The following is a 19,120-nucleotide window of genomic DNA, read 5'->3' as shown; positions in this document are numbered from 1 at the left end:
CTTGAATAAAGCCAGTGTTCAACATTGAACACGGAGACGTCAAGCCGCCCCCACGGATGGCTGTCAAGGTAGACCGGCGTACCGACAAGAACTCATCGGCAACCGCTCATCGCTGGCGGGCGATGAGCTCCACGTAGCGCTGGCGATCGGTGGCCATCTGCCAGCCGGGGTCGTCGGCCGGCGCCTGCCAGTCGGCCGGCTCGCCGCGCAGACCGAAGTCGCCACGATCCACCCGGGCGATCAGGGTGACCAGCCACTCACGCTCGGTCTGCCCCATGCCCATCCAGAGGTCGGCCAGGGCGAGCACGTGCGGCGGCACCGCGCCGGCCGGGACCTCGCGCGCCAGCTGGTCGCGCGTCGTGGCGTCGAGGTTCGCGAGCCGGGTCTGCAGGGCCTCACGGACTGCCGTCCGGCTCATCAGCGGCATCAGTGCCATGCCGGTGTGGAAGGGGAGCGGCGACAACAGGTCGGGCCTCTCCACCGCCTCGCGCCAGAGCTTCTCGAACTCGCGCCGGCCGAGCGGGGTGCTCGTGTAGACCGCCACCTCTCGGCTGCCGTCGACCAGGTCGTGCCGGTCGAGGTTCCCCTGCTTCGCCAGGGTGGCCAGGCCGGAGTAGATGGAGCCCGGGTTGACGTGGGCCCAGTCCTCGACCTGCCAGGACAGCAGCTCCCGACGCAGCTGGTAGCCGTTGACCGGCTCGAACAGCATGACGGTGCCGAGCAGCAGGAGTCGGGTCTCGGTGGCCGCCATGGGGTGCAGTGTAGGCAGCGCCCTCGATCCGTGATGATGGCTTCATGCCCGAAGGCCACACCCTGTTCGCGCTCGCCCGTGACCTCGACGCGGCATACCGTGGCACGCAGCCCACGGCGACGAGCCCCCAGGGCCGCTTCGCCGCCGGGGCGGCGCTGATCTCGGGGCGCACCTTCGTGCACGCGACCTCGTGGGGCAAGCACCTCTTCGTCGAGTTCGAGGGCGACGCGTGGCTGCACGTGCACCTCGGCCTCATCGGCACGTTCACCGTCGACCAGCACCGGTATGCCGGTGAGGCACCGGTCGTGGGCCAGGTGCGGTTGCGGCTGGCCACCGAGGACCACGTCGCCGACCTGCGGGGTCCCAACCTGTGCGCGGTCATCACGCCCGAACAGGTGGAGGCGGTGACGTCACGCCTCGGGCCGGATCCCCTACGGCCGGAACCGGATCCGGACCTTGCCTGGCGCCGGATCTCGCGCAGCAGCAAGACGATCGCCGAGCTGCTCATGGACCAGGCGGTGCTCGCGGGGGTCGGCAACGTCTACCGCAGCGAGGTGCTCTTCCGGAAGCGCGTCGACCCGTTCCGCCCGGGGCGGGAGATCCGGCGCTCGACCTGGGACGCCATCTGGCTCGACCTCGTCGACCTGCTCCCCCTCGGAGTGGCGACCGGGAAGATCGTCACCGTCGAGGAGCAGGTCGAGGAGGTCAGGGAGCGCATGGCGGTCGGCCAGGTGGACCGCCTCACGGAGCGCAGCTCCTACGTCTACAAGCGGCAGGGTGAGCCGTGCCTGGTCTGCGGCTCGCGGATCCGCACCCGCGTCGTCGGCGGGCGGAACCTGTTCTGGTGCGGCCGGTGCCAGCGCCGTCGGTGAGAACCTGAGGTCGTCCACGGAAAGCCGTCAGCCGACCGGGTGAGCGGCGGTCACTGGGGGTGCGCGGACCAGCGCCCTGCGAGCCAGAGGCCGAGCAGCAGCATCAGCGCCGCCACCCCGGCGAAGCCCACGCTGATCTCGACGTCGCGCTCTTGCAGGTCGACGTGCTTGGGCAGGTCGTTGAGCACTCCCTGGAGCTGGTCGGCGTCGCTGGCCTTGAAGTACTCGCCGCCGGTGGTCCGGGCCACCGCCTGCAGGGCCGCCTCGTCGACGACCAGGAAGTTGCGGCCGCCGGGCCCGAGCCCGCCACCGAAGCCGCCGGGCGGGCCGTCGAAGAGCCCACCCCCGAGCTGGTCGCTGGTGCAGACCATCTGGGTCGGCTCGGTCGTGCCGAAGCCGATCGGGAAGACCCGGACCCCGCGGGCCGCGGCCTGGACCGCCGCCTCCTCCGGGGTCACGCCACGGGTGTTGGCGCCGTCGGTGAGGAGCACGACGATCTCGGGCACCGTCGTGGCCTTCTCGGGCGCCGGCGTCGGCGTGCCCGGGGTGGGCGACTGCGAGTCAGGGCCCTCGCCGGTGCCGTCCCCGGTGTCGGCCGGGGCGACCGAGGGGTTGATCTCGGAGATGGCGTCGATCGACTTGAGGATCGCCGCGCCGATCGTGGTCCCCCGACCGGTGGTCAGCCCGTCCACCGCCTTCAGCAGGTCGTCCTTGTTCGTCGTCGGTGCCACGGCGACCTGCGCGAAACCCGAGAAGACCACGAGGCCGATCCGGGTGCGGTCGTCCTGCTTGTCGATGAACTGCCGGACCGCCTCCTGGGCGGCCGCGAGTCGGTTCGGGTCGACGTCGGTGGCGCACATCGACCCTGAGACGTCCACGGCGAGGATCACGGCCGAGCTCGAGATCGGCACCTCGGCGCGCACCTGCGGTCGCCCAGCGGCCAGTCCCAGCAGGGCCAGGCTGCCGAGCACCAGGGCCAGTGGCACGTGGCGTCGCCACCTCCGCTGGCGGGGGATGACCGCGCGGATCAGGGCCACGTTGGAGAAGCGCACGGCGTTGCGGCGGCGGCGCCGCAGCTGCCAGAGGTATGCCGCGACGAGCGCCGGGATGGCCAGCAGGCCCAGCAGGGCGTAGGGGAGGGCGAAGGACACCGCTACACCACCCGTCCCGACCGGACCACCGAGACCCCGGCGCCCAGCAGGAGCAGCAGCGCCGCGGCGGCGGCGAACCACGACGTGATCTCGCGCTCCTCCGTGCGGGCGGTCCAGGTCAGGTCGATGTCGGTGTAGACCTTGCTGAGGGCGGCCGTGTCGCTCGCGGCGTAGTAGGCGCCGTCCGTGGTCTCGGCGATCTGCTTGAGGGTGGCCTCGTCGAGGCGGGTCGCGACCTGGAAGCCGTCGACCTCGAGGACCGTGCCCTGGGGGCTGCCCAGCCCGATCGGGTAGATCCGCACGCCAGCAGTGGAAGCCAGCTGGGCGAGGACCAGCGGGTCCGGGTCGGTCGTGTTCTCGCCGTCCGACAGGAGCACCACCGCCGCGGACCCGTAGTAGCCGAGGTCCTCGCCCCCTGCGCTGCCGTCCTCCCCGGTCTCGTCGACGCTGATCGGCTTGCCGGCGATGGCACTGATCGAGGACACGATCCCGCGCCCGAGCGCCGTGCCGCCCTGGGGGGTGAGCCGCTCGATGGCGGCCAACACCTCGGCGCGGTTGTTGGTCGGCTGCTGGGCGATGACCGCTGAGTCGCCGAACGCCACGACCCCCAGCCGGATCGTCGAGGGCTGCTTCGCGACGAAGGCGCGGGCAGCAGCCTTGGCGGCGTCGAGCCGGGTGGGGGAGAGGTCCTTGGCGGCCATGCTCGTCGACACGTCGAAGGCCAGGATGACGGTGCCCTCCCGCCGGGGCTCGGCGACCGTGGCCGCAGGTCGGGCCAGCGAGACGAGCAGGAGCGTGAGGGCGGCGAGCAGCAGCAGCGGCGCGACGTGCCGCCACCGGTCCGGGCGGGCAGTCGAGGCGGCGACGAGTCCCTCGGCAGCGAGCCGGGCCCGCCCGAGCTCGCGCTTGCGCAGCTGGGCCCGGTAGGCGACGACCAGGACCGGCACGGCGAGGAGGGCGAACAGCATGAGCGGCCACGTGAAGGTCATCGCCGCCTCCGTCGCCGCAGCTCGGAGATGCGGACCAGGGCTCGCACGAGGTCGTCATCGGTCGCGACGGGGTGGATGTCGGTGCCGGCCCTCCGGGCGGCGGCGACGAGCTCCTCCTGGCGCTGCTGCGACGCTGCCGCCAGCCGCTCCCTGAAGACCGGGTCGTTGGTGTCGACGAAGATCTGCTCACCGGTCTCGGCGTCCTCGACGTAGACCATGCCGACTGCCGGAAGCTCGGACTCACGGGGGTCGACCACCTGGATGGCGACGACGTCGTGCCGCCGGGTCAGCAGCGACAGGGGCTGCTCCCACCCCGGCTGGGTGATGAAGTCGGAGACGATCACCAGGAGCGAGCGGCGGCGGGCCAGGCCGAGTGCTGCCCGCAGCAGCCGCGACAGGTCGGTCGTGTCCTTGGCCGGGCTGGGGGTTGGCGGGCGCAGCAGCGCCTGGCTGATCCGCAGCACCTGTTTGCGGCCCTGCCCGGGCGGGATGGTCGAGATGTCGCCGTCGAACATCGCCGCGCCGACGTGGTTGCCGCCCCTGGTCAGGATGTGGGCGATCGTCGTCGCGATCTCGGCCAGTACCAACGACTTCTGGCGGTCGACGGGTCCGAAGCCCATCGAGGCCGACCGGTCGAGCAGCAGCCAGGCGGTGACCTCGCGGTCCTCCACGTACTCACGGACGTAGGGAGTGTCCATGCGAGCCGTGACGTTCCAGTCGATGTGCCGCAGGTCGTCGCCCGGCTCGTACTCGCGCAGGTCGGTGAAATCGATCCCGGTCCCGCGGAAGAGTGTCCGGTAGTCGCCCTGCAACCGGCCGTCGAGCCGGCGCACGACGCGCCACTCCAACCGCCGGAGCAGGCTCTCGGCGGTCAGTGGCGTCGACGGACCGGACCCGGGTGGTCCGGTGCTCAGCGCTGTCCGGTCGTCCACGAGGTCTCGGTGGTCTGGGGCTGTCGGCGGTCGCGCAGCGGCACGTCCGGCATGGTCACCGCGTCGAGGATCGGGGTGAGCAGGTCGTCCGGGCCGATGCCCTCGGCGAGGGCCTCGTAGGACAGCACGAGGCGGTGGCGCATCACGTCGCGGGCGAGGTCGCGGACGTCCTGCGGACGGGCGAAGTCGCGCCCCCGCAGGAACGACAGGGCCTTGCCGGCGAGGACCAGGTTGATCGATGCGCGCGGGCTCGCGCCGAACGACAGGTAGCGGGCGAGGTCGGGCAGGCCGACCGACCCGGGCGAGCGGGTCGCGCCCGTCAGCCGCACGGCATACTCGATCACGGCTGGGTCGACGTAGACGGCGTCGGCCTGCTTCTGGAACTCGACCAGCTGCCCCGGCTCGAGCACCCGGTGGGCCACCTCGTAGTTCGTCGTCATCCGCTCGACGACGACGAACTCCTCTGAGGGAGTGGGGTATCCGATGAGGGTCTTGAGCATGAAGCGGTCGACCTGCGCCTCGGGGAGCGCGTAGGTGCCCTCCGACTCGATCGGGTTCTGGGTCGCCATCACGAGGAACGGGTCGGGGGCCTTGAAGGTCTCGCGACCGATCGTCACCTGGCGCTCCTGCATCACCTCCAGCAGCGCGCTCTGGACCTTGGCGGGCGCGCGGTTGATCTCGTCGGCGAGCACCAGGTTGGCGAAGACCGGCCCGAGGGAGACCTGGAACTCGCCGTCCTTCTGGTTGTAGATCCGGGTGCCGATGACGTCGGCGGGCACCAGGTCGGGGGTGAACTGGATCCGCTGGAACTCGCCGCCGACCGCCTGCGCCAGGGTCTTGATCGCCATCGTCTTGGCCAGACCGGGGACGCCCTCGACGAGCAGGTGGCCGCGCGCGAGCAGCGCCACGAGCATCCGCTCGAGCAGGAGGTCCTGACCGACGATGGTCTTCTTGACCTCGTAGAGCGCCTGCTCCAACGGGTGCTGCCGACCGAGATCGGGGCGGTGCGGTTCCATGCGCTCTCCTCGGGTTGCGATGCGCTACTGCGGTGGGCTGCCGGCAACGCCGCCGGCCGTGGCGATGGGCACGGCGAAGCCGATGCCGACGAAGAAGTTCTGTTCGGAGGGGTTCGCGAGCCCGGTGACGATCCCGATCACCTGTCCGCCCTTGTCGAGCAGGGGCCCGCCCGAGTTGCCGGGGTTGACGGCCGCATCGAACTGGATCAGGCCCTCGAGGGTCTGGCTGTCGTTGACCCGGATCTTGCGGTCGAGTGCGGAGACCACGCCTGCCGAGAGAGATCCGTTGAGCCCCAACGGATGTCCGAGGGCGAAGACCGGGTCGCCCACCTGCGCGCCGCCACCGAGGACCGCCGGGACGACGACCTGGGGGAGCCGTTGCGGGGTGAGCACGGCGATGTCGGTGGCCTTGTCCTTCTCCTTGACCCCGGCAGGCGACGAGCTGCCGTCGGAGAACGTCACCTCGATGCTCGTGGCCCCGTCGACCACGTGCAGTGCGGTCAGCACCGAGCCGTCAGCGCTCACGACCACCCCGGCGCCGGTGCCGCGTTGCGGACCTGAGGAGTTGGTGAGTCGCGTCGCGATGGTCACGAGTGAGGGCAGCGCGACCTGGTATGCCGCGGCCGCGTCAGGGGGTGCCTTGGCCTCCTCCTCCTGGGCCTTGGCGATGCCGTCCTGGACGGCCTTGTCGACGTCGGTGGCGGTGATCGGAGGAGTCTCCGGGCCTCGGGTCAGCGCGTAGGTGCCCACGACGAGCAGCGCCGCGACGAGGAGGACGGCCACCAGCCACCGCCGGTTTGCCCGGGCCAGCTCGGTGAGGCGGGCCCGCCGACCGGGGGCGCCGGAGTCCTCGTCGGCCACCCCCTGGGGCGGATCGACGACTAGGGGCGAGCCGAGCCGGTCCACCTTTGCGAGCGTACGTCCGATCCTCGTCGCGCGATATGGGAGACCGGGATTCACGGCCAACTCTCAGGTTGGCTCGTACCGTCGTCGTAGATTGCTCGACATGGACAACGTCGTCTCCACCGTCGAGGAACTGCGCGCGCTCCAGCTGGACCGGATGCGCTGGAGCCTGTCCCACGCCTACGCGAACGTGCCGCACTACCGAGCTGCGTTCGATGCCGCCGGCGTGCGGCCGGACGACCTCCATGAGCTGGCCGACCTCGCGCGCTTTCCGTTCACCGCCAAGGCGGACCTGCGTGACAACTACCCGTTCGGGATGTTCGCCGTGCCCCGCGAGCAGGTGGTCCGGGTGCACGCCTCCAGCGGCACGACGGGCAAGCCCACGGTCGTGGGCTACACCCGGGACGACATCGACATGTGGGCGCAGGTGATGGCGCGCTCGATCGAGGCGGCGGGCGGACGACCGGGCGACCTGCTGCACGTCGTCTACGGGTACGGCCTGTTCACCGGGGGGCTCGGCGCCCACTACGGCGCGGAGCGACTCGGCTGCACGGTGGTGCCGGTGAGCGGGGGCATGACGGAGCGGCAGGTGCAGCTCATCCAGGACTTCCGGCCCCGGATCATCATGGTCACGCCGTCCTACTTCCTCGGGATCCTCGACGAGATGGAGGCGCAGGGCATCGACCCGAAGACCACCTCGCTCGAGATCGGGATCTTCGGCGCCGAGCCGTGGACCGAGCAGATGCGCGCGGAGGTCCAGCGCCGCAGCAACATCCGCGCCGTCGACATCTACGGGCTGTCGGAGGTGATCGGCCCCGGGGTCTCCCAGGAGTCGGGCGAGACGCAGGACGGCCTGCACATCTGGGAGGACCACTTCTACCCGGAGGTGGTCGACCCGGTCACCGGCGAGGTGCTTCCGGACGGGCAGGAGGGCGAGCTGGTCTTCACCTCGCTCAGCAAGCAGGCGATGCCCGTGGTCCGGTACCGCACGATGGACCTCACGACCCTCCTGCCGGGGACCGCCTTCCCGCAGTTCCGCAGGATGGCGAAGATCACCGGGCGCAGCGACGACATGATGATCGTGCGCGGAGTTAACGTCTTCCCGTCGCAGATCGAGGAGCACCTGCTGAGCATCGAGGGGCTGACGCCGCACTACCTCTGCGTGCTCACCCGACCGGGGCGGATGGACGAGCTCACGGTCCGGGTCGAGGCCGCTGCCGCCGACACGACGCCGGAGCAGCGGGCCGCGATGGCCGGCGTGCTGCGGACGAGGGTCAAGGACCGGGTCGGCGTCACGATCGAGGTCGAGGTCCTCGAGCCGCATGCCCTCGAGCGCTCGCTCGGCAAGGCCAAGCGGATCAGCGACCAGCGGCCACGCTGAGCTGGGCCCGAGTTCGCCGTGAGCGGACAGCCGTTCCCTGGAGGGCGTTGCAGTGTAATCATCATTACATGACTACCAAGACAACGGCGGAAGCCTGGCTGGCCGGCCGACTCCCCACCGACTGGTTCACCGGCCCCGTCGAGGTCACCCGCGACCGCGACGAGCTCATCATCATCGGTGACCTCGCCGAGCCCGAGCTGGGCGACGACACCGACGACACCGACCGCACCATCGCCGCGCGGGGCCGGATCAAGTCGTTCCGGGAGGACACCCGCGAGCGCCGCATCGAGATCGCGCGGGAGCTGGAGCACCTCAGCGGTCGCAAGGTGTCGTGGGGCGTGCGGGTCGGCGAGACCGAGGCGCTCTTCACCCACCTGGCGGCCCCGGTCATGACGCGGCTGCGCCAGTCCGAGCGCCAGGTGCTCGACACCCTCGTCGAGGCGGGCGTCGCCAAGTCGCGCTCCGAGGCCCTGGCCTGGTGCGTCAAGCTCGTCGGCGAGAAGTCCGACAGCTGGCTCGGCGAGCTGCGCGAGGCGATGGCCCACGTCGACGAGGTGCGCAAGAAGGGCCCCGCGGCCTGAACCCAGCCCCGCGGCATATCCCGCGTCCGTCCGCCCACGGCGAACATGAGCCGACTCGGCTCAGGGCGGGGAACAGTCGGGGAGCGCCCCGCGTTCCCCCAACGAGTCGTACGACAGGGCCCTATTTCGTCCCGATCGGGTATCGGTCCACGAAAGGCTGACGCCGGGTCCGCGTCGCACGGATAGCATCGAGGTGATCTCGATAGGCAGGAGCAGAAGATGTTTGAACGGTTCACCGACCGGGCCCGTCGGGTGGTCGTGCTCGCGCAGGAAGAAGCGCGCATGCTCAACCACAACTACATCGGCACGGAGCACATCCTGCTCGGTCTCATCCACGAGGGTGAAGGCGTCGCCTCCAAGGCTCTGGAGAGCCTCGGCATTTCGCTGGAGTCGGTCCGCGAGCAGGTGCAGGAGATCATCGGCCAGGGGCAGCAGGCCCCGAGCGGCCACATTCCCTTCACGCCGCGGGCGAAGAAGGTCCTCGAGCTGAGCCTGCGCGAGGCGCTGCAGCTCGGCCACAACTACATCGGCACCGAGCACATCCTGCTCGGCCTGATCCGCGAGGGCGAGGGCGTCGCCGCCCAGGTCCTCGTCAAGCTGGGCGCCGACCTCAACCGCGTGCGGCAGCAGGTGATCCAGCTCATCTCCGGCTACCAGGGCAAGGAAGGCGGCTCGGGTGCCGGTCTGGCCGGCAACGTCCAGCAGGAGGGCACGCCCGCGGGCTCCCTCGTGCTCGACCAGTTCGGCCGCAACCTCACGATGGCTGCCCGCGAGGGCAAGCTCGACCCGGTGATCGGGCGTGAGAAGGAGATCGAGCGGGTCATGCAGGTGCTGTCCCGCCGCACCAAGAACAACCCGGTGCTGATCGGCGAGCCCGGCGTCGGCAAGACCGCCGTCGTCGAGGGCCTGGCCCAGGACATCGTCAAGGGCGAGGTGCCCGAGACCCTCAAGGACAAGCAGCTCTACACCCTCGACCTCGGCGCGCTCGTCGCCGGCAGCCGCTACCGCGGTGACTTCGAGGAGCGGCTCAAGAAGGTCCTCAAGGAGATCCGCACCCGCGGCGACATCATCCTGTTCATCGACGAGATCCACACCCTCGTCGGTGCGGGTGCCGCCGAGGGCGCGATCGACGCCGCCAGCATCCTCAAGCCGATGCTGGCCCGCGGTGAGCTCCAGACCATCGGTGCCACCACGCTCGACGAGTACCGCAAGCACATCGAGAAGGACTCGGCGCTCGAGCGCCGGTTCCAGCCGATCCAGGTCGCCGAGCCCACGCTCAGCCACGCGATCGAGATCCTCAAGGGCCTGCGCGACCGCTACGAGGCGCACCACCGGGTGTCCATCACCGACGGCGCCCTCGTCTCCGCGGCCAACCTCGCCGACCGCTACATCAACGACCGGTTCCTCCCCGACAAGGCGATCGACCTCATCGACGAGGCGGGCGCGCGGTTGCGCATCCGCCGGATGACCGCACCGCCGGACCTGCGCGAGTTCGACGAGAAGATCGCGGCCGTGCGGCTGGAGAAGGAGTCGGCCATCGACGGCCAGGACTTCGAGAAGGCCGCCAGCCTGCGGGACGACGAGAAGAAGCTGCTCACCGCCAAGGCGGAGCGCGAGACGCAGTGGAAGTCCGGCGACATGGACGTCGTGGCCGAGGTCGACGAGGAGCTCATCGCCGAGGTCCTGGCTGCCAGCACCGGCATCCCGGTCTTCAAGCTCACCGAGGAGGAGTCCAGCCGACTGCTCCACATGGAGGACGAGCTGCACAAGCGCGTGGTCGGCATGGACGACGCCATCAAGGCGATGTCCCAGGCGATCCGCCGCACCCGCGCTGGTCTGAAGGACCCGCGTCGTCCCGGTGGCTCGTTCATCTTCGCCGGTCCGACCGGTGTCGGTAAGACCGAGCTCGCCAAGACGCTCGCCGAGTTCCTCTTCGGTGACGAGGACAGCCTCATCCAGCTCGACATGTCGGAGTTCTCCGAGAAGCACACGGTCTCGCGGCTCTTCGGCTCGCCTCCCGGCTACGTCGGCTACGAAGAGGGTGGCCAGCTCACCGAGAAGGTCCGCCGCAAGCCGTTCTCCGTCGTGCTGTTCGACGAGGTCGAGAAGGCCCACCCCGACATCTTCAACACGCTGTTGCAGGTGCTCGAGGACGGCCGCCTCACTGACTCGCAGGGCCGGATGGTCGACTTCAAGAACACCGTCATCATCATGACGACCAACCTCGGCACCCGGGACATCACCAAGGGTTCGCTCGGCTTCTCGGCCGGCGCGGACACCCGCAGCGACTATGACCGCATGAAGAACAAGGTCACGGACGAGCTCAAGCAGCACTTCCGTCCCGAGTTCCTCAACCGCGTCGACGACATCATCGTCTTCCCCCAGCTCACGCAGGAGGAGATCGTCATGATCGTCGACCTCGAGATCGCCAAGCTCGACAAGCGGCTCAAGGACAAGGACATGGGCATCGAGCTCACCATCGAGGCCAAGAACGTCCTGGCCAAGAAGGGCTACGACCCCGTGCTCGGGGCGCGACCGCTGCGTCGCACCATCCAGCGCGAGATCGAGGACGTCCTGTCCGAGAAGATCCTCTACGGCGAGCTCAAGGCCGGCGAGCTGGTGCTCGTCGGGGCCGAGGGCGAGGGCAAGGCCGCGACGTTCACCTTCGTCGGCACCCCGCACCCGGGCAGCATCGAGCTCCCGGTCGTGGAGACGGTGGGCGACTCCGCCGACGCCGGCTGAGGCAGGACTCCAAGCACGATCGAGGCGAGGTATGCCGCGTGGTCACCACGCGGCATACCTCGCCTCTCTGTCGTGAGACCGGCAGGTCAGGTGAGGCGGTCGAGCATCTCGCGCATGTAGCCGATCTGCACCGACTGGGTCACGTGGATCTCGTCGCCCAGCTGGGTCACGACATCGTCGGTGCCGTCGCGGTGCTGCTGGACCACCATGCGCAGCGCGCCTTCGTGGTGCGCCGACATCAGGGTGAGCCAGAGCCGGTCGGCCTCCGCGCCCCTGGCGGCCTTGAGCTGTCGCAGCTGGGCCTGGGTCGCCATGCCGGGCATGCCCGCGTGGTCGTGGCTGCCCGAGCCGAGCTCGGGGTTGCCGGCCTGTGGCGGCACCTGCTCGCCCTTGGCCTCGAGCCACGTGGCCATCGCGTCGATCTCCGGCCGCTGCTCGTCGGCGATGCGGGCGGCCAGCGACCTGACCTGGGTGTCGGCGAGCCGGTCCTGCACGAGCGAGACCATGACGATGGCCTGGGCATGGTGCACGATCATGTCCTGCATGAACCGCACGTCGGCCTCCCTCGGGGAGCCGGTGCGCGACGGCAGCGCGGCGGAGCCGGTGAGCGAGGCGTTCGGCTCGCCCGGCCGGCCCGGCTGGAGCACGGGGGCGGTGGGTGAGGTGGCCGTCGTCGTGGGGGCCGGCGTATCGCCGGAGCACCCGGCGAGACCAAGGCCGAGGAGGGCGGCTGCGGCGAGGGCGGAGCCCCGGGCGGTGCGGTGGCTCGACACGCGAACAGTCCTCCCATGATGAATCGTCACAAACAGACCTTATAAGCAACTTTTTACCCTAAACGGGGCAGAAGACCCTTGAACGGTTCCGGGCCTCGACGACAGGGTGGACAAATCGTCACGATCTCGACACTGAAGGGGTGCCGGGACCGGCGATTCACCCAGGGAGCCAGAGATGAGAACCCGCCACGCGGTGCTCGCCAGCCTCGCAGCGCTCGCCCTCACGATCCCCGCCAGCGCGGCGTTCGCCGCTGACGGCGTGGGCAAGTCCGGTACCCAGCTGGGGCCGGACGAGATCGGGCGCAGCCAGAACGTCGAGCACCTGACCAACCTCCCCAGCAGCGGCCCACTGGCCGGCGCCACCGGGACCGACCTCGCCTTCCAGGACAACCTGGCGTTCGTCGGCAACTACAACGGCTTCGTGGTCTACGACGTGACCGTGCCCGCGAGCCCGCGGATGGTGACCCAGGTGAGCTGCCCCGGGTCGCAGAACGACGTGACCGTGTCGGGGACGCTGCTCTACCTGTCCACCGACTCCTCGCGGTCCGACGACTCCTGCCAGTCGGTCCCGCAGCCGGCCACGGAGAAGTCCTCGTGGGAGGGCATCAAGATCTTCGACATCTCGGACGTGGCCAACCCGAGGTACATCAAGTCGGTCGAGACGGCATGCGGTTCGCACACGCACTCGCTGATCCCGGGCTCGAAGGTGGACTACCTCTACGTCTCGAGCTACTCGCCCAACGCGACCTTCCCCGACTGCCAGCCGCCGCACGACTCGATCTCGATCGTCGAGGTGCCGAAGAAGCAGCCGACGAGTGCGAAGGTCGTGGCCACCCCGAACCTCTTCCCGGACGGTGGCTACACGAACACCTCGGGCTGCCACGACATCACCGTGAACCCGGCCCGCAAGATCGCCGCGGGCGCCTGCATGGGTGACGGGATCATCCTCGACATCAAGGACCCGGTGGCGCCGAAGGTGATCGATCGGGTGCGCGACACCACCAACTTCGCGTTCTGGCACTCTGCGACGTTCAACAACGCCGGCACCAAGGTCGTCTTCACCGACGAGCTCGGCGGCGGCGGTGCGGCCACCTGCAACGCGACGATCGGCCCCAACCGCGGAGCGAACGGGATCTACGACCTGAGCCAGGACCGCAAGCTCACCTTCCGGTCCTACTACAAGATCCCCCGGCACCAGTTCGACTCCGAGAACTGCGTCGCCCACAACGGCTCGCTGATCCCGGTCAAGGGACGCGACGTGATGGTGCAGTCCTGGTACATGGGCGGCACGTCGTTCTGGGACTTCACCGACTCGGACCACCCCCGCGAGATCGGCTACTTCGAGCGCGGACCGGCCGGCCCGGCCGGTGGCGGTGGCGGGACCTGGTCGTCGTACTACTACAACGGCCACGTCTACTCCTCCGACCTCGGCAAGGGGTTCGACGTCCTCAAGATCACCGACGCCGACCTGAGCAGGGCCGCCACCGTGAAGATGGACCAGCTGAACGTGCAGACCCAGCCGATCTACTCGGTGAAGTAGCCGGACGGCCCCACCAGCGAGGGGACGAGGTGGCCCGGACCGGATGGTCCGGGCCGCCTTGTCGTCCGCCCACCGCCACGGCGTCGCCGGTATGCCGTCTGCGAACCCGTCGCGGCGCACCGCGGACCGTTTCGCATCGTCCGCGCGCCGCGGCATACATTGGAGCGCGTGTCTGAGTCCTCCCTCCCCCGCCGCACCCTCCTCTTCGGGCTGGTCGCCGCCCCCCTGACCGTCGCCGCCTGCTCGAGTGACAAGCCGAAGCCGGCTCCCTCGAGCAGCACCACGACGCCGTCGTCGACGACGAGCAGCGCCACCGCCGCGCCGCCGAAGGTGACCGGAGCCGGCCTGCCCGCCGACCTGCTCTCGGCGATGTCCGCCCTGTACCTCGGGGGCCGGGTGTCCGTCACCACCGCCAGCGTGGGCGCGGCCCTGGGCAAGCGGAAGCCCCGCACCGCCTCCCTGAAGGTCGCCGGCTCCACCGGCACCTGGCAGGGGTCGCCGATCGCGACCGTCGTGCAGGGCAAGGACCTCACCCTGCTCGTCAAGGACGGCAAGACCTGGAAGGTGGCCGGCGGCTGGTGGCCGTCGCTCAAGGTCTACCGCCCGCCGTTCCCGACCATGCGGGTCCTCGCGATCGGCTCGGACGCGCGCAACCCGCAGCCGGTGACCAAGTGCCGCGGCGACGCGCTCCACATCATCGGGGTCGACGCCAAGAAGGGCGTCGGCGGCATCGTCGGCATCCCGCGCGACTCGTGGGTGCCCTTGTCGACCGGTGGGAACGCCAAGGTCAACGCCTCCCTGGTCTTCGGTGGGGTCGGCGGCATGGTCACCACCATCGAGCGGGCCAGCGGCGTGCCGATCGACGGCTACGTCATCACTGGCTTCAAGGGCTTTCGGGCGATGGTCCGCAGCCTTGGGGGCATCGTCTTCGTCGCGGCGCGCTCCGTGCAGAGCGTCGACGGCTACCGGATCGTCAAGCCGGGCACCAACAAGCTCGACGCCAAGCACGCGCTGGCCCTCGCGCGGGAGCGCAAGCACCTGCCCAACGGCGACTTCGGCCGGTCCGCCAACCAGGGCGCGCTGATCAAGGCCGGCATCGTCATGGCCCGCAAGGCCGGGCCGGGCGCCCTGGCCGGACTGCTGTCGAAGATGGGTCCCCACCTGAGCACCGACCTCACCGTCGGCGAGGTCCTCAACCTGTGCGCCAGCCTCTACGTGAACACCGCGGCCGGGGTGCCCAACAAGGTCGTCCCGGGCGCGATCGGCACCCGCGAGGGCCAGTCCGTGGTGCTGCTCGGCTCGGGGGCGAGGTCGATCTTCTCGGACATGAAGAACGGCCGCCTCGGTGCCTGAGGCCAGCGCGCCCGAGCCCACCGCGCCGGACGGCCCTCAGCCGGCTGGGCCGGTCACGATCCGCGCGGCGCGCACGAGTGACATCCGGACGATCCGCGAGATCGTCCGGCCGCATGCCGACTCCCGGGTCCTGGTGTCCAAGGACGCGGTGACCTACTACGAGGCGCTCCAGCAGTTCCGGGTGGCCGAGCAGGACGGCGTCGTCGTGGGCTGTGGCGCCCTGCACGTCATGTGGGAGGACCTTGCCGAGATCCGCACGCTGGCGGTCCGGCCCGAGGCCAAGGGCCATGGCGTCGGGTCGCTGCTGATGGAGGCGCTCGTCGCCGACGCCCGGGCACTCGGGGTCGAGCGGCTGTTCTGCCTGACCTTCGAGGTGGACTTCTTCACCCGGCACGGCTTCGAGGTGATCGAGGGGCAGGCGGTCGAGCCCGAGGTCTATGCCGAGCTGGTCCGCTCCTACGACGAGGGTGTCGCCGAATTCCTCGACCTCGAGCGGGTCAAGCCGAACACCCTCGGCAACACCCGCATGCTCCGCACCCTCTGACGTCCCGGTTCGATGTAAACCCGCCGGAGATCCCCGGCGGGTTTACATCGAACCGGGGGCGGGGGTCGGGTGCGGTCGGTGGTGCCGGGTCATCCTGATCCGCACCGAGGCGGCCAGCACCAGGAGCAGCAGCGCCGAGATGACGCCGAAGCCCAGGCGTGGGATCAGCGGAATCGCGATCCCGATCCCTCCGCCGACCACCCAGGCGATCTGCAGGACCGTCTCGGACCACGCGAACACCCTCGTGCGGACGGTCTCGTCGATGTCGCGCTGGACGACGGCGTCGCTGCTCAGCTTGATCAGCTGGGCGCCGAGGCCGGCGACCAGGCCGAGCACCAGCAGCGTCGTGAGCGAGTAGAACAGCGCCGCGGCGAGCGCTGCCAGCACGTCGGCGATCAGGGCCACCGCGATGATCAGGTCGGGTCGCAGCTGGCGCAGGGCGTTGCCGACCACGGTGCCGAGCGCGTTGCCGGTGCCGGCCGCGCCGACGACGAGGGCGAGGACGAAGGTGCCGCTGTGCCCGGGCAGGGGGTGCTCGCGCATGAGGAAGGCCATGAAGAGGGTGAGGAACCCGGTCAGCAGGCGGGCCCCGATGGCGCTGCAGAGGGCGGTGAGCACCGTCACCGGCAGGGCTGCGACCCGGGCCTGCAGTCGCTGGACGAGCCCGAGCCGTCGACCGTCGCGGCGCGGGACGGGCAGCGGCCCGGTGTCCTCGATGTCCTGCTCGCCGGTGCTGGAGTCGACCCTGGACGGGAGCCGGATCGCCAGCACGGTGCCGACGACGTAGATGACGAAGGCCAACCGCAGGGACCACTCGGGGCCGACCCGTGCGGCGGCGCCGGCGAGTCCGCCGCCGACCGCCATCCCCGCGACGCCGGCGAGCGCGTTGCGGGAGTTGGCGTTGACCAGGCTGAAGCCGGGTGGCAGCAGCCGGGGGACGGCCGAGGCCCGGGTGACGCCGTAGGCCTTCGAGGCGACGAGGCAGCCGAGCGCTGCCGGGAACAGCCAGGGCGAGTCGTTCGCGACGGCTCCGGCCAGCACCCAGCACAGGAAGGCCCGGAGCGCGAGGGTCGTGCCGATGGCCCAGCGCCGCCCGTGCCGGAACCGGTCGAGCAGCGGCCCGATGAAGGGGGCGAGCAGCGCGAAGGGTGCCATCGTGAGGACGAGGAACTGGGCGACCTGTCCACGGGCCTCGTCGGTCGGGATGGCGAAGATGGTGCCGGCCAGCGACACGGTGAGCGCTGCGTCGCCCATCAGGTTGACGAAGTGCAGCTCCACGAGCCGGGCGAGCCCGCTCTCGCCGGCTCCGGCCGAGTGGGTGTAGGCCCGGGCCCGGCGCGCCCCGGCCCGGCTGCCCCGCCCAGCCAGCCGCGCCCCGGCCAGGGTGCCTCGCCCGACGACCCGACCGGTGCGGGCGGCGCCGACGCGGAACGCGTGGGCGGCCCGGCGGCCGGCGGTCTTCGCGGCCGGGGTCGGGGTGGTGGGTGGCAGGTCGTGCGCCGCGGTGTCGGGGGCCGTCGGCCTGGGCGGCACGCCGTTGCCCGCGCCCCGGGCGGGGCGGGACGGGTCGCCGGGGGGCACGCTCACCTCAGCTCGCCTGCCGCGAGGCCGGCAGCCGGAAGCGATCGCGAGGGAGCGGCTCGACGAGGCCATCGGCCACCAGTGAGTCGAGGCAGCGCTCGCGCTGGATCTCGTCGTCCGACAAGGCTTCCAGCGCCGACCGGGGCACCGGGTCGGCACTCTCTCGCAGGACGGCCAGGAGCGCGCCGCGCAGCTGGCGGTCGGTGCCCTCCCACGCCTGGCCCTTGCGGGCCGGACCCTCGTGAGCCGGTCGGCCGGCGAGCTGCCAGGCGCACAGGTCGGCGACGGGGCAGTCCGAGCAGCGGGGCGCACGGGCGGTGCAGACGATCGCTCCGAGCTCCATGACCGCCACGCTCCACGTGCGGGCCCGTGGTGGGTCAGCGGGCACCAGCCCCGCGGCGACGGCGAGCTCGGCCCGGGTCGGCGACGGCGCGGCATACTCCTGACCCCCCACGACGCGGGCCAGCACGCGGCGCACGTTGGTGTCGACGACCGTGGTGCGCTCGCCGAAGGCGAAGGTCGCGACGGCGGCCGCGGTGTAGGTGCCGACGCCGGGCAGGGTGAGCAGCTCGGCCTCGGTCGCCGGGACCGCGCCGTCGTGGTGCTCGGCCATGGCGACCGCGGCGGCGTGCAGTCGCAGGGCGCGACGCGGGTAGCCGAGTCGACCCCACGCGCGCACCGCCTCGCCAGGGGAGTCGGCGGCCAGCGCGCTGGGGCTGGGCCACCGGGACAGCCACTCGCGCCAGACCGGCTCGACCCGGGCGACCGGGGTCTGCTGGAGCATGATCTCGGACACGAAGATGCCCCAGGCCGTGGCGTCGGGTCGCCGCCACGGCAGGTCGCGCGCGGACACGGCGTACCACTCCAGCACCTCGTGGTGCAGACGGGCGGGAGCGGTGCCGGTGCTCACACGTAGCGTTCGAGGATGCTCGACTCGGCCAGGCGGGACAGGCCCTCACGCACGGCCCGGGCGCGGCCCTCGCCGACGCCGTCGACGTCCATGAGCTCCTCGAGGTTGGCCGCCAACAGCTTCTGCAGGCTCCCGAAGTGCTCGACCAGGCGGTCGACGATGGCGCCCGGCAGGCGGGGCACCTTGCTGAGCAGCCGGTAGCCGCAGGGGCTCACGGCCGAGTCGAGGGCGTCTCCCCCGACGGCGAAGCCCACCGCCTTGGCTCCCGCGGCGAGGTCGAGCAGCTCGGTCGAGGTGAGCTCTTCGAGCGCCGCCATCGCCTGCTCGAGCGTGAGGTCGGCCTTTGTGACGGGCAGGTAGTCGCGGATGACGAGCTCGCGGTCGTTGCCCAGCCCGCCGGTCAGCTCCTCGAGCTGGAGGGTGAGCAGGCGGCCGTCGACGCCGAGCTCGACGACGTAGCCGGAGATCTCGTCGCGGATGCGTCGCACCATCTCGAGGCGCTGGAGGACGCTGGCCACGTCGCGGACCGTGACGAGGTCCTCGATCTCGAGCGCCGACAGGGTGCCGGTGACCTCGTCGAGGCGGGACTTGTAGCGCTCGAGGGTCTGCAGGGCCTGGTTGGCCCGGGAGAGGATCGCGCTGGAGTCCTCGAGGACGTGGCGTCCGCCGTCGACGTAGATGGCGACGATGCGCATCGACTGGCTCACCGAGATGACGGGGTAGCCGGTCTGCTTGGCCACCCGCTCTGCGGTGCGGTGCCGGGTGCCGGACTCGCTGGTCTCGATCGACGGGTCGGGCACGAGCTGGGTGGCGGCCCGCAGGATCCGCGACGCCTCGCGGTCGAGGACGATGCCGCCGTCCATCTTCGCGAGCTCGCGAAGCCGGGTCGCCGAGAACTCCACGTCGAGCGGGAAACCGCCGGTGGAGAGCTGCTCCACGGTGCGGTCGTGCCCGAGCACGATGAGCGCCCCCGTGCGCCCGCGGAGGATGCGTTCCAGGCCGTCGCGCAGCTCGGTACCCGGTGCCACGGCGGCGAGGGTGGCGCGCAGCGCATCGTCCTCGCGAAGATCCACTGGTCAAACCCCTTTGGTGCCGCCGGTC

General features: G+C 70.8%; 17 protein-coding genes. 7 read left to right on the top strand and 10 right to left on the bottom strand.

The features are described from left to right. Window positions 1-106: 106 nt before the first annotated feature. Window positions 107-751: a PadR family transcriptional regulator gene (locus ASG95_RS18470; RefSeq protein WP_057378404.1), complete on the bottom strand. Its 645-nt coding sequence runs from the start codon at window positions 749-751 to the stop codon at window positions 107-109. A 44-nt stretch (window positions 752-795) separates the two neighbouring features. Here ASG95_RS18470 and ASG95_RS18465 point away from each other — a divergent pair, with 44 nt between their 5' ends. Further along, entirely contained in the window at window positions 796-1,623 is an 828-nt protein-coding gene (locus tag ASG95_RS18465) for an Fpg/Nei family DNA glycosylase (RefSeq protein WP_057378403.1), read from the top strand. 50 nt (window positions 1,624-1,673) lie between these two features. Here ASG95_RS18465 and ASG95_RS18460 read toward each other — a convergent pair whose 3' ends face one another. Genes ASG95_RS18460 through ASG95_RS18440 form a run of 5 tightly spaced genes read right to left on the bottom strand, consistent with a single transcriptional unit; the run spans window position 1,674 to window position 6,617 of the window. Next, a complete protein-coding gene (locus ASG95_RS18460) occupies window positions 1,674-2,774 on the bottom strand; it encodes a VWA domain-containing protein (protein WP_057378402.1) in 1,101 nt (366 codons plus the stop codon). A 2-nt stretch (window positions 2,775-2,776) separates the two neighbouring features. Next, window positions 2,777-3,763, bottom strand: coding sequence for a VWA domain-containing protein (locus ASG95_RS18455; RefSeq protein WP_057378401.1), 987 nt, complete (start codon window positions 3,761-3,763; stop codon window positions 2,777-2,779). Beyond that, window positions 3,760-4,695, bottom strand: a complete 936-nt coding sequence (locus ASG95_RS18450; protein WP_235544021.1) for a DUF58 domain-containing protein — start codon at window positions 4,693-4,695, stop codon at window positions 3,760-3,762. Before ASG95_RS18450 ends, ASG95_RS18455 begins: the two co-directional genes overlap by 4 nt. Beyond that, a complete protein-coding gene (locus ASG95_RS18445) occupies window positions 4,674-5,711 on the bottom strand; it encodes a MoxR family ATPase (RefSeq protein WP_057378400.1) in 1,038 nt (345 codons plus the stop codon). The genes ASG95_RS18450 and ASG95_RS18445 overlap by 22 nt, the downstream gene beginning before the upstream one ends. Window positions 5,712-5,735: 24 nt before the next feature. Next, on the bottom strand, window positions 5,736-6,617 hold the full coding sequence (locus ASG95_RS18440) for a S1C family serine protease (protein ID WP_235544019.1): 882 nt from the start codon (window positions 6,615-6,617) through the stop codon (window positions 5,736-5,738). Between the two features lie 100 nt (window positions 6,618-6,717). Between ASG95_RS18440 and paaK the strand changes: the two genes are divergently transcribed. The 3 genes from paaK to ASG95_RS18425 all read left to right on the top strand — a co-directional run bounded on the left by paaK (window position 6,718) and on the right by ASG95_RS18425 (window position 11,318). Continuing rightward, entirely contained in the window at window positions 6,718-7,995 is a 1,278-nt protein-coding gene (gene paaK, locus ASG95_RS18435) for a phenylacetate--CoA ligase PaaK (protein ID WP_057378399.1), read from the top strand. A 68-nt stretch (window positions 7,996-8,063) separates the two neighbouring features. Beyond that, complete coding sequence (locus ASG95_RS18430) at window positions 8,064-8,576, top strand: hypothetical protein (protein WP_056924376.1); 513 nt, start codon at window positions 8,064-8,066, stop codon at window positions 8,574-8,576. A gap of 219 nt (window positions 8,577-8,795) precedes the next feature. Next, window positions 8,796-11,318 (top strand): ATP-dependent Clp protease ATP-binding subunit, encoded by a 2,523-nt coding sequence (locus tag ASG95_RS18425; RefSeq protein ID WP_056924375.1) that lies wholly within the window; start codon window positions 8,796-8,798, stop codon window positions 11,316-11,318. An 86-nt stretch (window positions 11,319-11,404) separates the two neighbouring features. Here the strand turns inward: ASG95_RS18425 and ASG95_RS18420 are convergent, their stop codons facing one another. Then, window positions 11,405-12,091 (bottom strand): DUF305 domain-containing protein, encoded by a 687-nt coding sequence (locus tag ASG95_RS18420; protein ID WP_057378398.1) that lies wholly within the window; start codon window positions 12,089-12,091, stop codon window positions 11,405-11,407. Window positions 12,092-12,266: 175 nt separating this feature from the next. Between ASG95_RS18420 and ASG95_RS18415 the strand changes: the two genes are divergently transcribed. From ASG95_RS18415 to ASG95_RS18405, 3 genes are all read left to right on the top strand, one after another. Then, window positions 12,267-13,631 carry an LVIVD repeat-containing protein gene (locus tag ASG95_RS18415; RefSeq protein ID WP_057378397.1) on the top strand — a complete coding sequence of 455 codons (1,365 nt, stop codon included), beginning with the start codon at window positions 12,267-12,269 and terminating at the stop codon, window positions 13,629-13,631. Window positions 13,632-13,799: 168 nt separating this feature from the next. Next, entirely contained in the window at window positions 13,800-14,984 is a 1,185-nt protein-coding gene (locus ASG95_RS18410; RefSeq protein ID WP_057378396.1) for an LCP family protein, read from the top strand. 58 nt (window positions 14,985-15,042) lie between these two features. Further along, window positions 15,043-15,528, top strand: coding sequence for an amino-acid N-acetyltransferase (locus ASG95_RS18405; RefSeq protein WP_056924413.1), 486 nt, complete (start codon window positions 15,043-15,045; stop codon window positions 15,526-15,528). Window positions 15,529-15,570: 42 nt separating this feature from the next. On the opposite strand, the gene ASG95_RS18400 is transcribed toward ASG95_RS18405, so the two are convergent. Genes ASG95_RS18400 through disA form a run of 3 tightly spaced genes read right to left on the bottom strand, consistent with a single transcriptional unit; the run spans window position 15,571 to window position 19,092 of the window. Then, a complete protein-coding gene (locus ASG95_RS18400; protein WP_235544011.1) occupies window positions 15,571-17,115 on the bottom strand; it encodes an MFS transporter in 1,545 nt (514 codons plus the stop codon). A gap of 1 nt (window position 17,116) precedes the next feature. After that, complete coding sequence (locus ASG95_RS18395; protein WP_057378395.1) at window positions 17,117-18,019, bottom strand: A/G-specific adenine glycosylase; 903 nt, start codon at window positions 18,017-18,019, stop codon at window positions 17,117-17,119. Further along, window positions 18,016-19,092: a DNA integrity scanning diadenylate cyclase DisA gene (gene disA / locus ASG95_RS18390; RefSeq protein ID WP_056924370.1), complete on the bottom strand. Its 1,077-nt coding sequence runs from the start codon at window positions 19,090-19,092 to the stop codon at window positions 18,016-18,018. Before disA ends, ASG95_RS18395 begins: the two co-directional genes overlap by 4 nt. Window positions 19,093-19,120: the final 28 nt, after the last annotated feature.

Source organism: Phycicoccus sp. Soil803, assembly GCF_001429685.1.
In the GTDB taxonomy this organism is placed as follows: Bacteria; Actinomycetota; Actinomycetes; order Actinomycetales; family Dermatophilaceae; genus Pedococcus.
This window is presented reverse-complemented; position numbering and strand designations above follow the sequence as displayed.

Coding starts and splice junctions, on each gene's coding strand:
- ASG95_RS18470 (WP_057378404.1), bottom strand. CDS start 751: ATGGCGGCCACCGAGACCCGACTCCTGCTGCTCGGCACCGTCATGCTG.
- ASG95_RS18465 (WP_057378403.1), top strand. CDS start 796: ATGCCCGAAGGCCACACCCTGTTCGCGCTCGCCCGTGACCTCGACGCG.
- ASG95_RS18455 (WP_057378401.1), bottom strand. CDS start 3,763: ATGACCTTCACGTGGCCGCTCATGCTGTTCGCCCTCCTCGCCGTGCCG.
- ASG95_RS18445 (WP_057378400.1), bottom strand. CDS start 5,711: ATGGAACCGCACCGCCCCGATCTCGGTCGGCAGCACCCGTTGGAGCAG.
- paaK (WP_057378399.1), top strand. CDS start 6,718: ATGGACAACGTCGTCTCCACCGTCGAGGAACTGCGCGCGCTCCAGCTG.
- ASG95_RS18430 (WP_056924376.1), top strand. CDS start 8,064: ATGACTACCAAGACAACGGCGGAAGCCTGGCTGGCCGGCCGACTCCCC.
- ASG95_RS18425 (WP_056924375.1), top strand. CDS start 8,796: ATGTTTGAACGGTTCACCGACCGGGCCCGTCGGGTGGTCGTGCTCGCG.
- ASG95_RS18415 (WP_057378397.1), top strand. CDS start 12,267: ATGAGAACCCGCCACGCGGTGCTCGCCAGCCTCGCAGCGCTCGCCCTC.